Raw genomic sequence first — 18726 nt, 5'->3', positions numbered from 1 at the left:
TTATTCATTAATACCTTACTTGTAGAGAAAATTTTAAAATTAAATTGAAAATGAAAAAACTATTATTACTAGGTGCTTTTGCATTATTAGGAGGTGTTGCACAGGCACAGGAAGGATTTAGATTAGGAGCTCACGTAGGTGCTCCGCTGGGAGACGCTTCTGATGCAGCAAGTGTTACATTAGGTATTGACGCAGCCTATATGTGGAATATTACTAAGGGATTAGACATTGGTGTTACAACAGGATATTCACATTTTTTTGGAAAAGATCATGTAGATGATTTTGGGTTTGTTCCTATTGCTGCTTCTGGGAAATATAGATTTTCTAAAGTTCCTTTGTTTGTAGGATTGGATTTGGGAGCAGCTATTTCTACGAGAGATTATATCAATAGTGGATTGTATGTTGCGCCAAGAGTCGGTTATCAATTGAAAAATACAGAATTGTATTTAGGTTTCCAGACAATCAGCAGCAAATATAAGGATCATGGTCCTTATTGGTATGATGACAGCAGACACAATTTCGGAGCGATTAACTTCGGTGTAAATTTCTTCTTGAAATAAGAAAAATTAAAAAAATCAAATAATTTGAACTCCAGTTGCAAAATTGGAGTTTTTTTATTCAAAAATTTGTGAAAAAGTTAAAAGCCTTTATTTAATACGTTTTATTATCGAAAATTGCTAATATTTTTAAATGATATTAATCACATTAAGAAATTGTAATACTACCATAACATCACTGTAAATTTGCCCTCAGAAAGTATTAAAATTTTAAAAAAATGAAAAAAGTATTATTAGCTGGTGCTATTGCACTTTTCGGTTTATCTAATGCTCAAATCGCTAAAGGAACAACTTATTTGTCAGGTTCTGTAGGATATTCTCAAGTAGAAACTAACAACGGTAACAATAAAACAGAAAACTTCAACGTATTGCCAACTGTTGGATATTTTGTAGCTCCAAACTTAGCAATTGGTTTAGGTGTTGGTTACCAAACTCAAAAAGAAACTAACATTACTACTGCAGTATTCCCAACTACTACAGTTGTTACTACAAACGAAGTGAAAGAACCAGCATTCGTTGTTGCTCCTTTCGTAAGAAAATACTGGACTTTAGGAGATAAATTATACATATTCGGTCAGTTAGCAGTGCCAATGCAGTTTGGAAAAACTGAAGTTGAAAACACTTCTGTAGCTACTTCAGGTTCTACAACGACTACAACTTCAACTTCTACAGAAGCTAAATACACTCAAGTTGGTGTTACAGTAAAACCAGGTTTAGATTATTTCCTAAACAAAAACTGGTCTATTGAAGCTACTATCGGTGAATTCGGTTACAACAACTACAAACCAAAAGATGGTGATGCTACCAATAACTACACATTTGGTTTAAACTTATCTTCTGTAACTTTCGGAGTTAAGTATGTTTTCGCTAAATAATTTTGAGCTAAAAAACATTTAAAATAGAGCCCTGAGTTTTCTTAGGGCTTTTTTCACATAAAACTATACCATGAAAAAACTATTATTAATGGGCGCGATCGCGCTTTTTGGGTTTTCGAACGCCCAGATCAAAAAAGGGGCTATCTATCTTTCAGGACAGATAAATTATTCTAAAAACGAAACTTCAATCACTAATTTTAATTCTACTGAAAAAGATTTTAAAATCATTCCTAAAGTAGGTGTTTTTGTAGCGGAAAACCTGGCAGTAGGAGCAGGTTTTGGTTCTACAAATAATAAGTTTGATTATAACGAGATCATTTCCAGTGGATCATTCGCTACATTTATCGATTATAAAGGAAAAACAAATGCTGTTGTTATAGCACCTTTCGTAAGAAAATACTGGACTTTATCAGACAAATTATACTTTTTCGGACAGTTGGAAGTTCCAATGGAATTTGGAAAGATGAATCAGGATGCATTGGTGACAGGATTAGACGGCATGTCTGGCTTTATCTATCAGCAGACTTATTCTGATGAACAAAAATATACTTCCATCGGTGTAAATGTAAAACCGGGTCTTGATTATTTCCTAAATAAAAACTGGTCTATTGAAGCCACAATAGGAGAGTTTGGATATAAAAATAAGAAGTATAAAGATGCTGAATACAGAAACGAAAAGAATTCTAATTTCGGATTGAATCTATCATCGGTTTCTTTCGGAGTGAAGTATGTTTTCGGAGGTAAATAAATCAACTTTAAATATAAATTATAATTTTTTAAATTAAATATCATGAAAAAACTATTACTAGCTGGTGCAGTTGCACTTTTCGGACTTTCTAACGCACAAATGACTAAAGGTGACTGGGTGATCAGTGGAGATACAGGTCTTGGTTTCAACAATGTTTCAACGACTATTAAAGTTGGAGATCAGTCTGTAGACGGACCAAAAGTAAACACATTCTCTATTTCTCCTTCAGTTGGATATTTCGTAATCGATAAATTAGCTGTTGGTATTGAACTAGGATATATGAATACTACTACAAAATACCAAGGTCTTAAGTCTACTACAAGTAGCTTCTCTGGAATGCCGACTGCAACTTATTATTTTGCAAACTCTACTAAATTTGTTCCTTTCTTAGGTGCTGGAATTGGGTATGCTTCTGTAAAAAATACAGATGAAGCAAACGTAATGGGTACAGTTGTTAAAAACGAAACAACTACAGATGGTCTTGCTTGGAAAGTAAAAGGAGGTGTTACTTACATGGCTACTCAGTCTTTAGGTTTAAACTTAGGTATTTCTTACGATCAGTTCTCAAACAAAGAAACGATCATGAATACAGATGTTAAAACTAATGTTAAAACTTTCGGGGTAAACGTTGGTTTCTCTTATTTCATCAAAGCTAAAGCTCAAAAATCTGATAAATAATCAATTTATTTTAAAGATAAAAATAAAAAAATCCGACTCAATTTTGAGTCGGATTTTATATTTTAAATGAATTTAAGCTAAATTATTTTCCAAACATTCCGCCCATTCCAGGCATATTTGGCATTTTGCTCATCATCTGCATCATTTGCTTACCTTGAGGGCCTTGCATCATCTTCATCATTTTACCCATTTGGTCGAATTGCTTCATCAATTGGTTTACATCTTCCACTTTTCTACCTGCACCTTTTGCAATTCTGCTTTTTCTTTGAGTGTTGATAATTGAAGGTCTTCTTCTTTCTTCCGGAGTCATAGAATAAATGATCGCTTCGATGTGTTTAAACGCATCATCGCTGATTTCAACATCCTTGATCGCTTTTCCAACTCCCGGAATCATCCCCATCAAATCCTTCATGTTACCCATTTTCTTGATCTGATTGATTTGCTTTAAGAAATCATCAAAACCAAACTCGTTTTTAGCGATTTTCTTGTGAAGCTTTTTCGCTTCCTCTTCATCAAACTGCTCCTGAGCTCTTTCTACCAAGGAAACAACGTCTCCCATTCCCAAGATTCTGTCCGCCATTCTTTCAGGGTAGAAAAGGTCTAAAGCCTCCATTTTCTCACCTGTAGAAATGAATTTGATTGGTTTTTCAACTACAGAACGGATCGTCAATGCAGCTCCACCACGCGTATCACCATCTAATTTCGTTAAAACAACCCCGTCAAAATTCAAAGTATCATTGAATGCTTTTGCCGTATTCACAGCATCCTGACCTGTCATTGAGTCAACAACGAACAAAGTTTCGTTTGGTGTAATCGTAGAATGAACGGTTTTAATTTCCTTCATCATCTGCTCATCAATCGCCAAACGACCTGCTGTATCCACGATTACAACATCGTGACCGTTAGATTTAGCAAAATTAATAGCGTTTTGAGATATGCTTGAAGGATCCATAGAACCTTCCTCAGTGAAAACGGGAACCCCGATTTGTCCGCCTAAAACTTTAAGCTGATCGATCGCAGCCGGGCGATACACGTCACACGCTACCAAAAGAGGTTTTTTATTTCTTTTTGTTTTTAAATAATTCGCTAATTTTCCAGAGAAAGTCGTCTTACCAGAACCCTGAAGACCTGCAATAAGAATCACAGAAGGTTTTCCTGAAAGATTGATTCCCTCCTGAGAACCTCCCATAAGATCTACCAATTCGTCGTGAACGATTTTCGTCATCAACTGTCCCGGCGTAAGCGAAGTAAGCACGTTTTGTCCTAATGCCTTATCCTGAACTCTTTTTGTAAGATCTTTTGCAACTTTATAATTAACATCGGCGTCCACCAATGCTCTACGAATCTCTTTTACGGTTTCCGCGACATTGATTTCCGTGATTTTTCCTCTTCCGGAAATATTATGAAGCGCTTTGTCTAATTTATCCTGTAAACTATTAAACATATGTATTGTAAATTATAGGTTTGCAAAAATAAGGAATTTTTGGTATATCCAAAGTGTTCTGCACGTAATATTATATATGTATAAATTAATCTTGCTTTTATTTGTAGCTTTCTCCCGCTTTCCACTGTATCTTTTTCGCCAACGCTTTTTTTTAAAGCCCATTCAGAAAAAGGATGTCGTTGCAATCGGGGCTATGGTGGTAGTCACCTATTTAAAAAGCAGAAAATATCAACAAAGTTTGTCATCCTGAAAGGATCTACATACGAATCTTTCCATATTGTTTTCTAATACTATGTTTATATCCTTTCAGGATGACAAACTAAATGTTAATCGATCTAAGAATGAAAAAAAAGCAAAAAAAATAAATCAACTCCATCAATTGAGATGATAAAAATCAAATCATGAGGAAATACGATAGAAAAAGTCTATTTTTGTGATCAAATAAAATTAACCTAACCAATGTTAGGTAAAATAAATTTGATAATGAAGGCTAATCCAAATATTCTGGTTACGGTATTATTTTTTTTAACATTTTTGATTCATTTCTCCTTATGGAAGTTTGTTTTCCATTTAGATGAAATTATAATTGTGAAATTTTATTTATTCTTAAGTGTAATGTTTATGATGATGATTACGCTTATCATATTAATTAATAGAGTCGCACCGGAATTTTTAGGTTTGTCTGTGATTGGTTTAATCCTTTTAAAATTCGGTTTAATGTATTTAATTAGAAAAAAATTAAACTTTGAAGCGATTCCAGGGTATAAATTTCACTTTATCATGCCATATTTTGTCCTGACAACGCTACTTACGTACTATGCGATTAAGCTTATTAATCATGACAAAAAACAGTAAAATTATTTATTGAAACTAGAAAAATTATTATATTTTTGCACAACGAAAAAAACCTATCAATGTTTAAGAAATTCGCAGTTTTATTCTACAGTATTTTTGTATTAAACTTAGTGTCTGCACAGCACGGTGAAGCCACTGCTGAGGCAGGGTCTGCTACTACAGAGCTTTCAGAGAAAGACAAAGTAAGTAAAGAAAACAAAGAGTACATCGATCATCACTTGTTAGATGCACACGACTTTACATTGATGGTGGATAAAGATGGTCACCACATCGGTTTCCCTCTTCCTGTTATTTTTTATGACAACGGTTTCCACGCTTTCATGAGTAACAGTAAAGAAGGATTCATGCACGGAGAAACTACAGAAGTTGACGGATCTTATTACAAATTACACCACGAAAAAATTTACAAGACTGATGCAGCCGGAAAATTAACAGAAGATGAAGAAGGTCATGTAACTTCAGAAAAAGTTTTAGACTTATCAATTACAAAAAGTGTACTTATCATCTTGCTAACATCAGTTTTCATGTTGGTATTATTTACAGGAATGGCTAGGTCTTACAAAAAATCAGCAGTTCCTACAGGAGCGGCAAGATTCTTAGAGCCTTTAGTAATCTTCGTAAGAGATGAAGTAGCTATCCCGAATATCGGACATAAGTATAAGAGATTTATGGGTTATTTATTAACTGTATTCTTCTTTATCTTATTCCTTAACGTTTTAGGATTGATGCCTTTCGGAATCAATGTTACAGGTAATATTACAATGACATTCTTCTTGGCTATCCTTACTTATTTAATTACTACATTCTCTGCTAATAAAGATTATTGGAAACACATCTTCTGGATGCCGGGAGTTCCTGTACCAATGAAATTGATCATGTTGCCAATCGAATTGTTAGGAACAATCACTAAGCCTTTCGCATTGATGATCCGTCTTTTTGCAAACATGACTGCAGGACACATCGTAGTAATGAGTTTGATCGGATTGATCTATGTATTTAAGAATTTTATAGCAGGTGTTGCTTTCCCTTTCTTAACATTAGTGATCTATCTATTGGAAGTATTAGTGGCATTCTTACAGGCTTATATCTTTACAATGTTATCAGCTTTGTTCATCGGAATGGCAGTGGAGGAGCACGAGCATGGACACGGACACGATCATGCAACTCACCACTAATAGTTTGGCGTTGAAGTATTAAAATTATTTAGAAACAAATTTTTTAAAATTATATATTATGGAAATCCCTAAAATTGTAGGTGCTGGTATCGTAGTACTAGGTGTAGGTATCGGTCTTGGTAAAATCGGAGCTGCTGCTCTTGAAGCTATCGCTAGACAACCTGAACAATCTGGAAAAATCCAAACAGCTATGCTTATCGCTGCTGCCCTTGTAGAAGGTGTTGCGTTTGCTGCTCTATTCGCAGTAAACTAATTAAAACTAAAACCACTATCCGTAACGGTTGGTTACAGATAGTGGTTATTTAAGAAAAAAGTAATAATTATTTATACATTAATATAATGGAATTAATTCATCAGTTTTCATCAGGATTATTTATTATCCAGTCTGTTATTTTTCTGGCACTTTTGTTTTTGCTAGGTAAATTTGCTTGGAAACCTATTTTAAAATCTATTAACGACAGAGAAACTTCTATTGTTGACGCTCTTAATCAAGCTACATTGGCTAGAAAAGAAATGGAAACTTTAAAAGAGGATAACGAAAGAATCATTCGTGAAGCTAAAATCGAAAGAGATGCTATCCTTAAAGAAGCTAGAGAAATTAAAGATAGAATCGTAGGTGAGGCTAAAGATGCTGCTAAATCTGAAGGAGACAAATTGATCGAAGCTGCTAAACAAACTATCAACGCTGAGAAAAATGCTGCAATGGCAGATATTAAAACTCAGATTGGTACTTTATCAGTAAACATCGCAGAGTCTATCTTGAAGCAAAAGCTTGACAACAGCGAAGCTCAAAACGAATTAGTTCAAAATTATTTAAACAAATCTAACCTTAACTAATAATGCTTACATCTAAAGTAGCTAAAAGATACGCACAAGGTTTACTTGATTTTACTAATGAATCAGGGCAAACGGCTACTGTATTTTCTGAAATGAAAGATGTGGTAAAAATTATGGGTGAATCTCAGGATTTAAACAAATTTTTTCTTACACCATACATCGATTCTAAAAAGAAAGTAGAAGTAGCAAAAGAAATTTTCAAAAGTTTATCAGCTTCTTCTCAAAATCTAATTACTCTGGTAATCAGACATGGAAGAGAAAACCAGTTGAAAAATATCGCTCAGGAATTCATCAATAAAGTTGAAGATATCAACGGTGTACAGAGAATTACTCTTACAACGGCGACTCAGCTTTCAAAAGAAAACCTTGATCAGATATTAAGATCTACAAACTTGGTAAAAGCAGACTCTAATTTTGACATAAAATTAAATGTAAAGCCTGAAATTTTAGGAGGATACATTTTAAGAGTAGGAGACCAGCAGGTAGACGCGTCTGTGAAGACGAAACTAAATCAAGTTAAAAAAGATTTCCAATTAAATTAAAGAAAGAAAAACAACCATACAATGGCAGAAATAAATCCGGCAGAAGTATCTGCGATCTTAAAACAGCAATTGGCCAACTTCGACACTCAATCAAACGTTGAGGAAGTAGGTACAGTTTTAACCATCGGTGATGGTATTGCTCGTGTATACGGGTTAGAAAACGTACAATACGGAGAGTTGGTGAAATTTTCTAGTGATGTAGAAGGTATTGTACTAAACCTTGAAGAAGACAACGTAGGTGTTGCTTTATTAGGTGAAAGTAAATTAGTAAAAGAAGGAGACACAGTAAGAAGAACAAACAGAATCTCTTCTATTAAAGTAGGAGAAGGTATGTTAGGAAGAGTAGTAGATACTCTTGGTAACCCTATCGATGGTAAAGGTCCTATTACTGGGGATTTATACGAAATGCCATTGGAAAGAAAAGCTCCCGGAGTTATCTTCAGACAGCCGGTAACTGAGCCTTTACAGTCTGGTATCGTTGCAATTGATGCGATGATTCCTGTAGGAAGAGGACAGAGAGAGCTTATCATTGGTGACAGACAGACAGGTAAAACTACTGTTGCGATCGATACGATCATCAACCAAAAAGAATTCTTTGATGCTGGTAAACCAGTATATTGTATATATGTTGCTATCGGTCAGAAAGCTTCTACTGTAGCACAAATCGTTAAAACTCTTTCTGATAAAGGAGCTTTAGCATACACTGTAATCGTTGCAGCTAACGCATCAGATCCAGTTCCAATGCAGGTATATTCTGCAATGGCAGGAGCATCTATCGGTGAATTCTTCAGAGACACTGGTAGACCAGCTTTGATCGTTTATGATGATTTATCTAAACAAGCGGTAGCTTACCGTGAGCTTTCTCTACTATTGAGAAGACCACCGGGACGTGAGGCTTATCCTGGAGACGTTTTCTATCTTCACTCAAGATTATTGGAAAGAGCGGCTAAAGTTATCGCTGATGATAAAATCGCTAGCCAAATGAACGATTTACCTGAATCTTTGAAGCCAATCGTAAAAGGTGGTGGTTCATTAACAGCACTTCCAATTATCGAAACTCAGGCGGGTGACGTTTCTGCGTATATTCCAACAAACGTAATCTCTATTACAGACGGACAGATCTTCTTGGAGTCTGATCTATTTAACTCTGGGGTTCGTCCGGCGATCAACGTAGGTATCTCTGTATCTCGTGTTGGAGGTAACGCTCAGATCAAATCAATGAAAAAAGTTTCTGGTACTCTTAAATTAGACCAGGCTCAATATAAAGAACTAGAAGCATTCGCGAAATTCGGTTCAGACCTAGATGCTTCTACTTTAGCAGTAATCTCTAAAGGAGAAAGAAATGTAGAAATCCTTAAGCAGCCGGTAAATGCACCACTTCCTGTAGACAGTCAGGTAGCGATCGTATACGCTGGAACAGAAAACTTAATGAGAAACGTTCCTATCAGAAAAATTAAAGAATTCCAACATGAATATATCGAATTCCTAAGATCTAAACACCCAGATACAATGGCTGCGATCAAAGCTGGAAAAATCGATGATTCAATTACTAGCGTTCTTAAGCAGGCTGCTAATGATTTAGCTGCAAAATATAACTAAAAATTAGTTGATGATTGTTGGTTGATAGTTGACAGAAATATCTAAAAACTAGCAACCAACAACCGACAACCAACAACTAACCCAATATGGCAAACTTAAAAGAAATACGAGGCAGAATTAGTTCAATTTCATCTACGATGCAAATTACACGTGCTATGAAAATGGTTTCCGCTGCGAAACTGAAGAAAGCACAGGATGCAATCGTAATGTTAAGACCTTATTCTGAGAAATTACAGGAACTTATCCAGAATGTAAATTCTAGTTCAGATCCTGATCAGATTTCTGTTTACGCTCAAAAAAGAGAAGTAAAAAGAATCCTTTTCATCGCTGTTACTTCAAACAGAGGTCTTGCAGGAGCTTTTAACTCATCTATCGTTAAAGAGCTTAACGCACAGTTTCAGAACAAATCTCAATATGAGGTTGAAGTTCTTTCTATCGGTAAAAAGGCTTTCGATGCTGTAAGAAAAACTCGTACAGTATACTCAAACGAAAGTGCTGTTTATGATAATCTGAACTTCGATGCTGTTGCTCACGTTGCTGAAGCGGTAATGAGCAGCTTTACAGAGGGTAAATTTGATGAAGTTTATTTAATTTATAATAAATTCGTTAATGCTGCTACTCAGGAAGTGACTACGGAACAACTTCTTCCGATCTCTATGCCTGAAAATACAGAGCCTCAAGTAGAAACAGATTATATTTTCGAGCCAAATAGAGCAGAAATCTTAGATAATTTGATTCCTAAATCTATTAAAACTCAGGTTTTTAAAGCAATCCTAGATTCAGTTGCATCTGAACACGGAGCGAGAATGACTGCAATGCACAAAGCAACAGATAACGCACAGGCTTTGAAGAACGACTTAGTAATCTTCTACAACAAAGCAAGACAGGCTGCTATTACAAACGAAATCCTAGAGATCGTTTCAGGAGCAGAAGCCTTGAAAAATTCGTAAGAATTATCTTATTTAAAAATACTAAAGCATCGGTTTTTATCGGTGCTTTTTGTTTTGGCTGGAAGATGGGGATGTTGGGAGCTTGAAGTTTCTCATTATTCCGTTTTTTTGTTTTTAAGTTTAATTAAAAATTAATTTTCAGCATAAATTTCCACTCCAAAACCTCCAGTATCTGTCTTCCTGCTTCCTTTCCGAACGAAAATATACCACCAACCTCTCAGGTTATTTTTTTTTATATATCTTTGTATTAATAAATTTATATAATTTCTAAATGGATTCGGACATAGTCAGGCTTTTGCTAGCCTTATTACTTGTTTTACTTAATGGCTTTTTCGTAGCCGCAGAATTTTCAATTGTCAAAGTTCGTTATTCACAAATACAGCTAAAAGCCGCAGAAGGAAACTCTATGGCAAAGCAGGCAGAACACATTATCAAACATCTTGATGAGTATCTTTCTGCAACACAACTTGGGATTACATTAGCTTCTCTAGCCCTTGGTTGGGTAGGAGAAAGTGCCTTACACCACGTTGTGGAGGGAATTTTTCATTCATTAAATATTGACATGAGCCAAGCTACAGTTACTACAGTTTCAGTAGCGACCAGCTTTGTACTCATCACTGTAATGCACATTGTATTTGGTGAGCTTATACCTAAATCGATTGCGATCAGAAAATCAGAATCAACGACAATGGCAACTGCGGTTCCGTTGAGAGTTTTTTATACCGTTTTCAAACCATTTATTTGGTTGATGAATTTAATGTCGAATACTTTTTTAAGATTAATTAAAATTCATCCGGCTTCTGAACAGGAAATTCACTCTACGGAAGAATTGCAGCTTTTGGTAAAACAAAGTGCAGACAGTGGAGAAATTGAAGAAGAGAATTATGAGATCATTAAAAATGCATTTGATTTTACAGATCATTCTGCAAAACAGATCATGGTTCCTCGCCAAAACATCACATCAATTGATTTTGAGGAAGATATCAACGAAATTATCAATAAAATCATGGACAGTGGATATTCACGTATTCCTGTGTATGTAGATTCAATTGATAATGTGATTGGTATACTCTATACAAAAGAAATTATAAGAGAATTCGTTAAAAGAAAAGGAGAGCTTAATCACGAAGATCTTAAAGAATTAATGCGTGATGCATTCTTTGTTGTTGGAAGTAAGAAAATTTCAGATTTATTGAAGATTTTCCAGCAAAAAAAGCAACACTTAGCAATTGTGATCGACGAATTTGGTGGTACGGAAGGTATCATCACGCTTGAAGATATTTTGGAGGAGTTGGTTGGAGAAATTCAGGATGAAGAGGATGATGAAGAGAAAATCGTTGATAAAATGGGGGAAAATACCTACTGGGTTCAGGCAACACAGCCTTTGGACGAAATCAATGAGTTTTTACCTAAAAGATTATCGCTTTCAGAAGAGAGTGAATACAATACTTTGGCAGGATTTATTCTTCATGCTTTAGAAGATATTCCGGAAGAAAATCAGGAGTTTGATCTCGAAAATTATCATTTCAAAATTTTGAAAATGAATAATAAAAGCGTAGAGCTTGTAGAATTGGTTTACGAAGGACCGAATACAATCAATGATCTGGCAGAAAAAATAGGAGAAGTTTAAATGAATTTTTATAATAGTATTAAAGATTATGATAATCCGAAACGACAGTACGAAGAGGAAGTACTGGTTTTGGACGAAACGGATGATGTTTATAAATTGATCTTGCATAACGATGATATTCATACATTTGATTATGTAATCGATTCTTTAATTGAAATTTGTAAGCATACTTTGGAACAGGCCGAGCAATGTACAATTCTTGTACATTTTAAAGGCAAATGCACGGTAAAAACAGGATCAATGGATTTGTTGAAGCCAATGCACGAAAAACTTATTTCAAGGGAATTAACAAGCGAAATAGTATAATAAAATCCGACAGAGATGTCGGATTTTTATTTTTATAATTATTGATTTGTTCTATTCATGGGCTTTATCCAATGCTATTTTATATTGCCACTTCGTGGCTCTTTCTTTTTCTTAAAATCTATAAAATATTTTCAACGAAAAACTTCCATCTTCCCGCATCCTTCGTCCAACATTTAAATAAAATAGTATATTTGTAAAAACTATAAAGAAAAAATAAAGAATGCTTGTAATAGGAATTGCAGGAGGTACAGGATCCGGCAAAACTACGGTTGTTGACAAGATTTTGCAGCAGCTAGATGTTGAGGGAATGAATATCCTTTCACAGGATAATTATTATCATGATAATCATAATCTTACGCTTACGGAAAGAGAAGCTTTAAACTACGATCACCCGAAATCCATCGATTTTGATTTGCTGATAAAACACGTAAAAGCTTTAAAAAACAACGAGCCTATCGAACAGCCGATTTATAGCTTTGTAACGCATTCCAGAACCGGAGATCATGTAACTGTAGAGCCTAGAAACGTATTGGTGGTAGAAGGAATTTTAGTTCTTACCAATAAGGAATTGCTAAAGGAATTTGATTTAAAAGTGTTTGTACATGCAGATTCAGACGAAAGATTGATTCGAAGGATCAGAAGGGATACGCAGGATAGAGGAAGAGATTTGGGAGAAGTTTTGCACCGTTATCAGACGACTTTAAAGCCTATGCATCAGGAATTTATTGAGCCTTCAAAAAACGAGGCGGACCTCATTATTCCGAATATGCGACAAAATTCTGTAGCGATAGATTTTTTAACTACTGTTATTAAAAACTCGTTGAGAAAACATTAAAATGGAAGAAAATAAACTTATTAAAGACATTCAGCCGAAGTCCGAGACTTTAAAAATGCTTCAGAAATATATTTTGAACAAGTATACCATTACGATCGTTCTGTTTCTGGTCTGGATGATTTTCTTTGATAAAACTTCGTTTTTGGTAATAAACGAACTGAATGGCGAAATCAACAAATACGAAGACCAGCTTCAATATTATAAAACCGAGTACGAAAAAAATGACGCGTTTTATAAGAAATTGATGAATAATAAATCTGAAAAAGAAAAATACGCAAGAGAAAACTATTTCATGAAAAAACCAAATGAAGAGATCTTTATTTTGGTTGTAGATAGCACAAATATTGCGAAAAAATAATTCTAAAAGTGAAATGTCAATGGTGAATTTTGCCTAGTAAGTGAATTTTTATAATTAACAAGCAAAGGGAATTGACTATTACAATTCACACTCAAAACAAAACTATGTCAACAGCCTGGGAAAATTTAGTAAAGAAACAGCTTAAAACAGACGATATTTTTTCAATTCTTAAAAAAGAAAATTTAGAAGAAATTGATGTAAGACCTTTTTATGATACAGTTCAGAAGCCTTTGGTAAACCTGCCAAAAATCGAAGAAAGTACTCATCTGGTGGCAAAATATCACGAAAGTTTAGAAGAGGATGTATTTGCCTTTATTTTGGATGAAAATGTAGAAAATCTTGAACAGAAGACCATTTTTGTCAATAATAAAGAATTGGCAGGACATATCAGTCCGAAAGAAGAGGATCAATATTTTTCGTTAATTGATGTCTTTGACGAAAAAGAAGCTGCAATTAATGATCAATTAGTTAAAGAATTATTAGCAAAACAATTCAGAAGAAATATTTGTGTAGATATTTCTCTTCATCAAAACGCCGGAGCTGCGATTTACCAACAATTGGGAATTGCTCTCGCAAAGACTAAAGAACTGATCGAAGTTTATGGTGTTGAAATCATTGATAAATTAATTTTCAGAATTGCAATCGGCGGAAGTTATTTCTTTGAAATGGCAAAATTGAGAGCTTTTAAAATGGTTTTCAATCAATTATCAAAAGAATATGGTTTAGATGAAATTCCATATATTTTTGCTGAAACATCATTAAGAAATAAAGCTGTTTCTGATAACGAAAATAACCTGATTCGTTCGACTTTAGAGCTTGCTTCTGCAATGATTGGCGGAGCAGACGCAGTTTTCAGTAACAACTATTTGGTGGACAGAAGTACGGATAATTCGGAAGAAATTTCATTTAAGCAACAAATCGTTTTAGCTTACGAAAGTATCATTAATGTTTTTGAAGATGCTTCAAACGGAAGTTACTACGTAGAAGATATTACGCAGCAAATTGCTGAAAAATCTTGGACTTTATTTGTTGAAATCGAAGAAGCAGGAGGTTATCTTGAGCTTTTAAAGCAGGGAATTATTCAAAAGAAAATCTACGATCACGCCATTGAAGAACAAAAATGGGTGGAAGAAGGAAAAATAAAGTTAATCGGAGTAAATTTATATCCAAAATTAGACGTTAAAAAGTCGATCGAGGAGTTGTATAATGAAAATGTGATTAAGGCAGTTCGTTGGGCTGAAATGTTTGAGTAATTGATAATATTTAATGCCACGAATGCACGAATATATTTATTAAATTTGTATTCAAGCACAAGTGAGTCATTATATGAGTATTATTTATAAAGAAGAGTCGTACAAGATTATTGGAATTTGTATGGACATTCACAATTATTTAGGTCATGGGTTTTCTGAAATTGTTTATAAAGATGCATTGGAATTAGAATTTCGAAAAGTAGGAATATTCTATGAAAGAGAAAAAGAATATGAAGTGGTTTATAAAGGAATTGTTCTTCCTCATAAATTTTATGCAGATTTTGTCGTTGACGAAAAAATCATTTTAGAAATAAAAGGCAGAAATCAAATTGCAGATACCGATCTTGCACAAGCAATCAATTATTTAAAAGTTTCTGATAATAAATTAGCATTGATTGTTAATTTTGGCGAATCAAAATTGAATTATAGAAGAATCATTTTATAATTAATAACCGTTTAATAAATATATTCGTGCATTCGTGGCATTCAAACACCGAAGTTCAAAAATACATCAACGCAAATCTAAACCAAGACTTGCACATTTTACTATTAAAAAAATCCCCATTTCCTGAAGTCTCCATGCAGGAAATCGTACAACAGATTAAAGGAAAACAGGTTGCACAAAAGAAATTTCCGTTTTTATTAAAAGAAGGAATTATTTTTCCTCCACAGCTTAATTTAGAGCAATCTTCCTCGGAAAAAACAGCGTTTTACAAATCAGAAATTTTAAAAGGTAAACATTTTATTGATTTAACGAGCGGTTTTGGGATTGATGCCTATTATTTGTCTCAAAATTTTAAAGAAATAACTTTAGTCGAACAAAACTCTGAATTACTGGGAATTGTTGAAAATAACTGGAGTGTTTTAGGTAAAAAAGCAAAATTTATCAATCAAAAATTAGAAGATTTTTTAAATGAAAATCAGGAAATTTTTGATGTCATTTACCTTGATCCGGCGCGAAGAGACAATAATAAAAATAAAGTTTTTTTATTAGAAGACCTATCGCCAAATATTCTCGAAATTCAGGAAAAATTATTATCAATTTCAAATGAAGTTGTTATAAAATTGTCGCCTTTAATAGATCTTAAATACCTAATTTCCGTCCTTCCTAATATTTTCAGAATTGAGATTATCGCGGTAAAAAATGATGTAAAAGAAGCTGTTGTCTTTTTATCTAAAGAAAAACCTTCGCAGATCATTTGCAATTGTGTGAATTTAGAAAGCGGTGAAACCTCTTTTGAGTTTCAGTTTGGAGAAGAAGAAAATGCCCATGCAAACTACGACGAACCTGAAAAATTCATTTATATTCCGAATAATACTATTTTAAAGGCTGGAGTTTTCAATTTAATTTCAGAAAAATTTAATCTAAAGAAGCTTCATCCCAATTCACATTTTTACACTTCGGTAGAAAAAATAGATAATTTTCCGGGAAGAGTTTTCGAAATGGAAGTTATTGATGCTAAACATATTAAAAAGAAAAGTCAGTTCAATATTATCTCCAAAAATTATCCTCTGAAACCAGAAGAAATCAAGAAAAAATATGGTTTAAAAGACGGAGGAGAAGATTACCTTATTTTTACACAATCCAAAAAAGGAAAAATAATATTAAAATCAGTATAAAAATGTTGCCGAAAAAAATAGGAATCCTTAATTTTGGGCAAACAAAAATTAAAGCATGAAATTGCGGCTGTAAAAACGATCAGAATGATCGAAAAAACAGAGCAGTTTCATATGACCTTAAAAAAATAAATTTTACATATGAAAAAATTAGTTGTATGTTTAGCTGTTGCAAGTTTGGCTGTTGTAAGCTGTAAGAAAGTGGCTGCTGGAGGAAATAAGAATATTATTAAGCTTGAAGAAGGCGCAGACAGATATTCTGAAGACGTACAAGGTGGCGGTGAAGCTCACGGTCATGGTCACGAAGCTGCTGCAGAGCACAAAGAAGAGGCTACAGCTGAAAAACACGGAACTGAAGCTCCGAAAGCAGACAGTGCCGCAACTACTGCAAAGCCTGCTGAAGCGGAAAAAGCACCAAAAGCTGAACACTAATTATTAGTACAAAATATAAAAAATGTCTCGCAGATTTTGTGAGACATTTTTTTTGGAGCTTAATCCCGCTTTCCGTTGTATCTTTTTGGTTACGGGCTCCAGAACTTCGTTCGTAAACCTGCAGTTTATGCTCCGCCCGCAACCAAAAAGGATGTCACTTCAATCGGGGCTATGTTGCAGTCTTTTCATCTAGAAATTACATCAAAATCAACATTTTTTATAAATTAAAAGTAATTTTCCTAGTTGATGATTACGTAGTATAAAAATTCCCCTCTTGTTGAGGGGTGGCAAAAATTCAAAAAATTTTTGACGGGTGGTTTATAAATTAAACACAAGTTTCAAAATTAAAACTAGCATAATCACAAACCTGAGGAAAATTATATCTTTTTGTTTGCTCCAGCGGGGCAAATTTTTTACTTTTAGCAAAACAAAATTTACAATGCAAGAGACATTAAATTACATTAACGAAAACAAGCAGCGTTTCGTAGATGAATTATTTGAGTTACTGAGAATTCCTTCTATTTCTGCAGATCCGGCTTATAAAGACGACGTTTTGAAATGTGCAGATGTAGTAGCGACACACCTTAAAAATGCAGGAGCGGACAACGTAGAAGTGTGCCAGACAAAAGGATACCCTATCGTTTTTGGAGAAAAAATTTTAGATACAAATTTACCAACGGTTTTAGTTTACGGACACTATGATGTTCAACCGGCAGATCCATTGGAATTATGGACAAAACCGCCTTTCGAACCGTATATTGAGAAAACAGAACTTCATCCGGATGGAGCAATCTTTGCGAGAGGTTCTGCAGATGATAAAGGACAGTTCTTTATGCATTTAAAAGCTTTTGAAGCGATGATGAAGACAAATTCTCTTCCTTGCAATGTTAAATTTATCTTAGAAGGAGAAGAAGAAGTAGGTTCTGTAAGCTTAGGTGACTGGGTAAATGAAAATAAAGAGAAATTAGCTTGTGACTGTATTTTAATTTCCGATACACATATTTACAGCAACGAACAGCCGACTGTCACAACAGGTTTAAGAGGTTTAAGCTATGTAGAGGTAGAAGTGGAAGGTCCAAACAGAGATCTACATTCAGGACTTTATGGGGGTGCAGTTCCAAACCCGATTCATGTACTTTCAAGAATGATTGCAAAATTGATCGATGAAGACGGGCAGATCACAATTGATGGATTCTATGATAATGTAGAAGATGTTTCGGACGAAGAAAGAGCTGAAATGAATAAATTAAAAGACAATCCGGAAGAATTCAAAAAATCAATTGGATTGAGCAATGTAGAAGGGGAAGAAGGTTACACGACTTTGGAAAGAACATCTATTCGCCCTACTTTAGACTGCAACGGAATTTGGGGTGGCTACACGGGAGAAGGCGCAAAAACGGTGATCCCTTCGAAGGCTTTCGCCAAAATTTCAATGCGTTTGGTTCCTTATCAGACTCCCGAAGAAATTACTGAAAAATTCACAACTTACTTTAAAAAAATCGCTCCGGATACTGTAAAAGTGAAAGTTACACCGCACCATGGAGGTATGCCTTATGTTTTACCAACTGATACAAAAGAGTTTTTGGCAGCAAAACAGGCAATGGAATCTTCATTTGGTAAGGAAGTTTTGCCTTACAGAGGTGGTGGAAGCATCCCAATTACGGCAATGTTTGAGAAAATATTAGGTGCAAAATCTGTATTGATGGGCTTTGGATTAGATTCAGATGCCATACATTCTCCTAATGAGCATTATGGATTATTCAATTTTTATAAAGGAATTGAAAGCATTCCGTTGTTTTTTGATAATTATGCTAAATAAAATATTTAGAATCACAAATAATGATCCTCAAGAATTTTTCTTGGGGATTTTTTTCTTGAATTTTAGGCAGCTTATAGAAGGTTTTATCTAGATAAGATTGTGAATTATTTAATGTAAATAAAAATATAGATAATAGTTTATATTGTTTTGGTAAATTCAATAAATAGTGAATAAAAGGAAAATATTTACTCTTAAGTGTAGTTTTTTAGTTTTTTT

21 protein-coding genes are annotated in these 18726 nt (G+C 34.2%); 20 read left to right on the top strand and 1 reads right to left on the bottom strand.

Features of this window, described 5'->3' with window-relative positions:
• Window positions 1-50: 50 nt before the first annotated feature.
• The 4 genes from ACKX2A_RS02550 to ACKX2A_RS02535 all read left to right on the top strand — a co-directional run bounded on the left by ACKX2A_RS02550 (window position 51) and on the right by ACKX2A_RS02535 (window position 2858).
• Window positions 51-560: a hypothetical protein gene (locus ACKX2A_RS02550; protein WP_415327470.1), complete on the top strand. Its 510-nt coding sequence runs from the start codon at window positions 51-53 to the stop codon at window positions 558-560.
• Window positions 561-775: 215 nt separating this feature from the next.
• Window positions 776-1432, top strand: coding sequence for an outer membrane beta-barrel protein (locus tag ACKX2A_RS02545; protein ID WP_415327469.1), 657 nt, complete (start codon window positions 776-778; stop codon window positions 1430-1432).
• A 70-nt stretch (window positions 1433-1502) separates the two neighbouring features.
• Entirely contained in the window at window positions 1503-2180 is a 678-nt protein-coding gene (locus ACKX2A_RS02540) for a DUF3575 domain-containing protein (protein WP_415327468.1), read from the top strand.
• A 42-nt stretch (window positions 2181-2222) separates the two neighbouring features.
• Entirely contained in the window at window positions 2223-2858 is a 636-nt protein-coding gene (locus ACKX2A_RS02535) for an outer membrane protein (protein WP_415327467.1), read from the top strand.
• An 82-nt stretch (window positions 2859-2940) separates the two neighbouring features.
• On the opposite strand, the gene ffh is transcribed toward ACKX2A_RS02535, so the two are convergent.
• Window positions 2941-4302: a signal recognition particle protein gene (ffh, locus tag ACKX2A_RS02530; protein ID WP_415327466.1), complete on the bottom strand. Its 1362-nt coding sequence runs from the start codon at window positions 4300-4302 to the stop codon at window positions 2941-2943.
• Between the two features lie 483 nt (window positions 4303-4785).
• Between ffh and ACKX2A_RS02525 the strand changes: the two genes are divergently transcribed.
• The 16 genes from ACKX2A_RS02525 to ACKX2A_RS02450 all read left to right on the top strand — a co-directional run bounded on the left by ACKX2A_RS02525 (window position 4786) and on the right by ACKX2A_RS02450 (window position 18510).
• Entirely contained in the window at window positions 4786-5157 is a 372-nt protein-coding gene (locus ACKX2A_RS02525; protein WP_415327465.1) for a hypothetical protein, read from the top strand.
• Between the two features lie 59 nt (window positions 5158-5216).
• On the top strand, window positions 5217-6332 hold the full coding sequence (gene atpB, locus ACKX2A_RS02520; protein WP_415327464.1) for a F0F1 ATP synthase subunit A: 1116 nt from the start codon (window positions 5217-5219) through the stop codon (window positions 6330-6332).
• A gap of 58 nt (window positions 6333-6390) precedes the next feature.
• The gene (gene atpE / locus ACKX2A_RS02515; RefSeq protein ID WP_002979108.1) at window positions 6391-6585 is read left to right on the top strand and encodes an ATP synthase F0 subunit C; all 195 of its coding nucleotides are present in this window, start codon (window positions 6391-6393) and stop codon (window positions 6583-6585) included.
• 86 nt (window positions 6586-6671) lie between these two features.
• A complete protein-coding gene (locus tag ACKX2A_RS02510; RefSeq protein ID WP_415327463.1) occupies window positions 6672-7169 on the top strand; it encodes a F0F1 ATP synthase subunit B in 498 nt (165 codons plus the stop codon).
• A gap of 2 nt (window positions 7170-7171) precedes the next feature.
• Complete coding sequence (gene atpH, locus ACKX2A_RS02505) at window positions 7172-7711, top strand: ATP synthase F1 subunit delta (RefSeq protein WP_415327462.1); 540 nt, start codon at window positions 7172-7174, stop codon at window positions 7709-7711.
• A 21-nt stretch (window positions 7712-7732) separates the two neighbouring features.
• Window positions 7733-9310 (top strand): F0F1 ATP synthase subunit alpha, encoded by a 1578-nt coding sequence (atpA, locus tag ACKX2A_RS02500; protein ID WP_415327461.1) that lies wholly within the window; start codon window positions 7733-7735, stop codon window positions 9308-9310.
• A gap of 86 nt (window positions 9311-9396) precedes the next feature.
• Window positions 9397-10260: an ATP synthase F1 subunit gamma gene (gene atpG / locus ACKX2A_RS02495; protein ID WP_415327460.1), complete on the top strand. Its 864-nt coding sequence runs from the start codon at window positions 9397-9399 to the stop codon at window positions 10258-10260.
• Between the two features lie 271 nt (window positions 10261-10531).
• Window positions 10532-11890 (top strand): hemolysin family protein, encoded by a 1359-nt coding sequence (locus tag ACKX2A_RS02490; protein ID WP_415327459.1) that lies wholly within the window; start codon window positions 10532-10534, stop codon window positions 11888-11890.
• Window positions 11891-12196, top strand: coding sequence for an ATP-dependent Clp protease adaptor ClpS (locus ACKX2A_RS02485; protein ID WP_415327458.1), 306 nt, complete (start codon window positions 11891-11893; stop codon window positions 12194-12196).
• A 220-nt stretch (window positions 12197-12416) separates the two neighbouring features.
• The gene (gene udk / locus ACKX2A_RS02480) at window positions 12417-13031 is read left to right on the top strand and encodes a uridine kinase (protein ID WP_415327457.1); all 615 of its coding nucleotides are present in this window, start codon (window positions 12417-12419) and stop codon (window positions 13029-13031) included.
• Window position 13032: 1 nt separating this feature from the next.
• Window positions 13033-13389, top strand: a complete 357-nt coding sequence (locus tag ACKX2A_RS02475; RefSeq protein ID WP_415327456.1) for an FtsB family cell division protein — start codon at window positions 13033-13035, stop codon at window positions 13387-13389.
• A 104-nt stretch (window positions 13390-13493) separates the two neighbouring features.
• Complete coding sequence (locus ACKX2A_RS02470; RefSeq protein WP_415327455.1) at window positions 13494-14642, top strand: methylmalonyl-CoA mutase family protein; 1149 nt, start codon at window positions 13494-13496, stop codon at window positions 14640-14642.
• Between the two features lie 73 nt (window positions 14643-14715).
• Entirely contained in the window at window positions 14716-15087 is a 372-nt protein-coding gene (locus ACKX2A_RS02465; protein ID WP_415327454.1) for a GxxExxY protein, read from the top strand.
• An 89-nt stretch (window positions 15088-15176) separates the two neighbouring features.
• Entirely contained in the window at window positions 15177-16262 is a 1086-nt protein-coding gene (locus ACKX2A_RS02460; RefSeq protein ID WP_415327453.1) for a class I SAM-dependent methyltransferase, read from the top strand.
• Window positions 16263-16400: 138 nt separating this feature from the next.
• On the top strand, window positions 16401-16691 hold the full coding sequence (locus tag ACKX2A_RS02455; protein ID WP_415327452.1) for a hypothetical protein: 291 nt from the start codon (window positions 16401-16403) through the stop codon (window positions 16689-16691).
• 439 nt (window positions 16692-17130) lie between these two features.
• The gene (locus ACKX2A_RS02450) at window positions 17131-18510 is read left to right on the top strand and encodes a dipeptidase (RefSeq protein WP_415327451.1); all 1380 of its coding nucleotides are present in this window, start codon (window positions 17131-17133) and stop codon (window positions 18508-18510) included.
• The last annotated feature ends 216 nt before the right edge of the window (window positions 18511-18726 follow it).

Origin of the sequence: Chryseobacterium sp. MMS23-Vi53 (assembly GCF_047651245.1) — a bacterium.
Lineage (GTDB): Bacteria > Bacteroidota > Bacteroidia > Flavobacteriales > Weeksellaceae > Chryseobacterium.
Note: the sequence above shows the minus strand (reverse complement) of the source record. Positions and strands in the feature narration are given on the sequence as shown.

Bases quoted from the DNA above. Each gene is read 5' to 3' on its own strand.
- ACKX2A_RS02550 (WP_415327470.1), top strand. From the start codon at position 51: ATGAAAAAACTATTATTACTAGGTGCTTTTGCATTATTAGGAGGTGTT.
- ACKX2A_RS02545 (WP_415327469.1), top strand. From the start codon at position 776: ATGAAAAAAGTATTATTAGCTGGTGCTATTGCACTTTTCGGTTTATCT.
- ACKX2A_RS02540 (WP_415327468.1), top strand. From the start codon at position 1,503: ATGAAAAAACTATTATTAATGGGCGCGATCGCGCTTTTTGGGTTTTCG.
- ACKX2A_RS02535 (WP_415327467.1), top strand. From the start codon at position 2,223: ATGAAAAAACTATTACTAGCTGGTGCAGTTGCACTTTTCGGACTTTCT.
- ffh (WP_415327466.1), bottom strand. From the start codon at position 4,302: ATGTTTAATAGTTTACAGGATAAATTAGACAAAGCGCTTCATAATATT.
- ACKX2A_RS02525 (WP_415327465.1), top strand. From the start codon at position 4,786: ATGAAGGCTAATCCAAATATTCTGGTTACGGTATTATTTTTTTTAACA.
- atpB (WP_415327464.1), top strand. From the start codon at position 5,217: ATGTTTAAGAAATTCGCAGTTTTATTCTACAGTATTTTTGTATTAAAC.
- atpE (WP_002979108.1), top strand. From the start codon at position 6,391: ATGGAAATCCCTAAAATTGTAGGTGCTGGTATCGTAGTACTAGGTGTA.
- ACKX2A_RS02510 (WP_415327463.1), top strand. From the start codon at position 6,672: ATGGAATTAATTCATCAGTTTTCATCAGGATTATTTATTATCCAGTCT.
- atpH (WP_415327462.1), top strand. From the start codon at position 7,172: ATGCTTACATCTAAAGTAGCTAAAAGATACGCACAAGGTTTACTTGAT.
- atpA (WP_415327461.1), top strand. From the start codon at position 7,733: ATGGCAGAAATAAATCCGGCAGAAGTATCTGCGATCTTAAAACAGCAA.
- atpG (WP_415327460.1), top strand. From the start codon at position 9,397: ATGGCAAACTTAAAAGAAATACGAGGCAGAATTAGTTCAATTTCATCT.
- ACKX2A_RS02490 (WP_415327459.1), top strand. From the start codon at position 10,532: ATGGATTCGGACATAGTCAGGCTTTTGCTAGCCTTATTACTTGTTTTA.
- ACKX2A_RS02485 (WP_415327458.1), top strand. From the start codon at position 11,891: ATGAATTTTTATAATAGTATTAAAGATTATGATAATCCGAAACGACAG.
- udk (WP_415327457.1), top strand. From the start codon at position 12,417: ATGCTTGTAATAGGAATTGCAGGAGGTACAGGATCCGGCAAAACTACG.
- ACKX2A_RS02475 (WP_415327456.1), top strand. From the start codon at position 13,033: ATGGAAGAAAATAAACTTATTAAAGACATTCAGCCGAAGTCCGAGACT.
- ACKX2A_RS02470 (WP_415327455.1), top strand. From the start codon at position 13,494: ATGTCAACAGCCTGGGAAAATTTAGTAAAGAAACAGCTTAAAACAGAC.
- ACKX2A_RS02465 (WP_415327454.1), top strand. From the start codon at position 14,716: ATGAGTATTATTTATAAAGAAGAGTCGTACAAGATTATTGGAATTTGT.
- ACKX2A_RS02455 (WP_415327452.1), top strand. From the start codon at position 16,401: ATGAAAAAATTAGTTGTATGTTTAGCTGTTGCAAGTTTGGCTGTTGTA.
- ACKX2A_RS02450 (WP_415327451.1), top strand. From the start codon at position 17,131: ATGCAAGAGACATTAAATTACATTAACGAAAACAAGCAGCGTTTCGTA.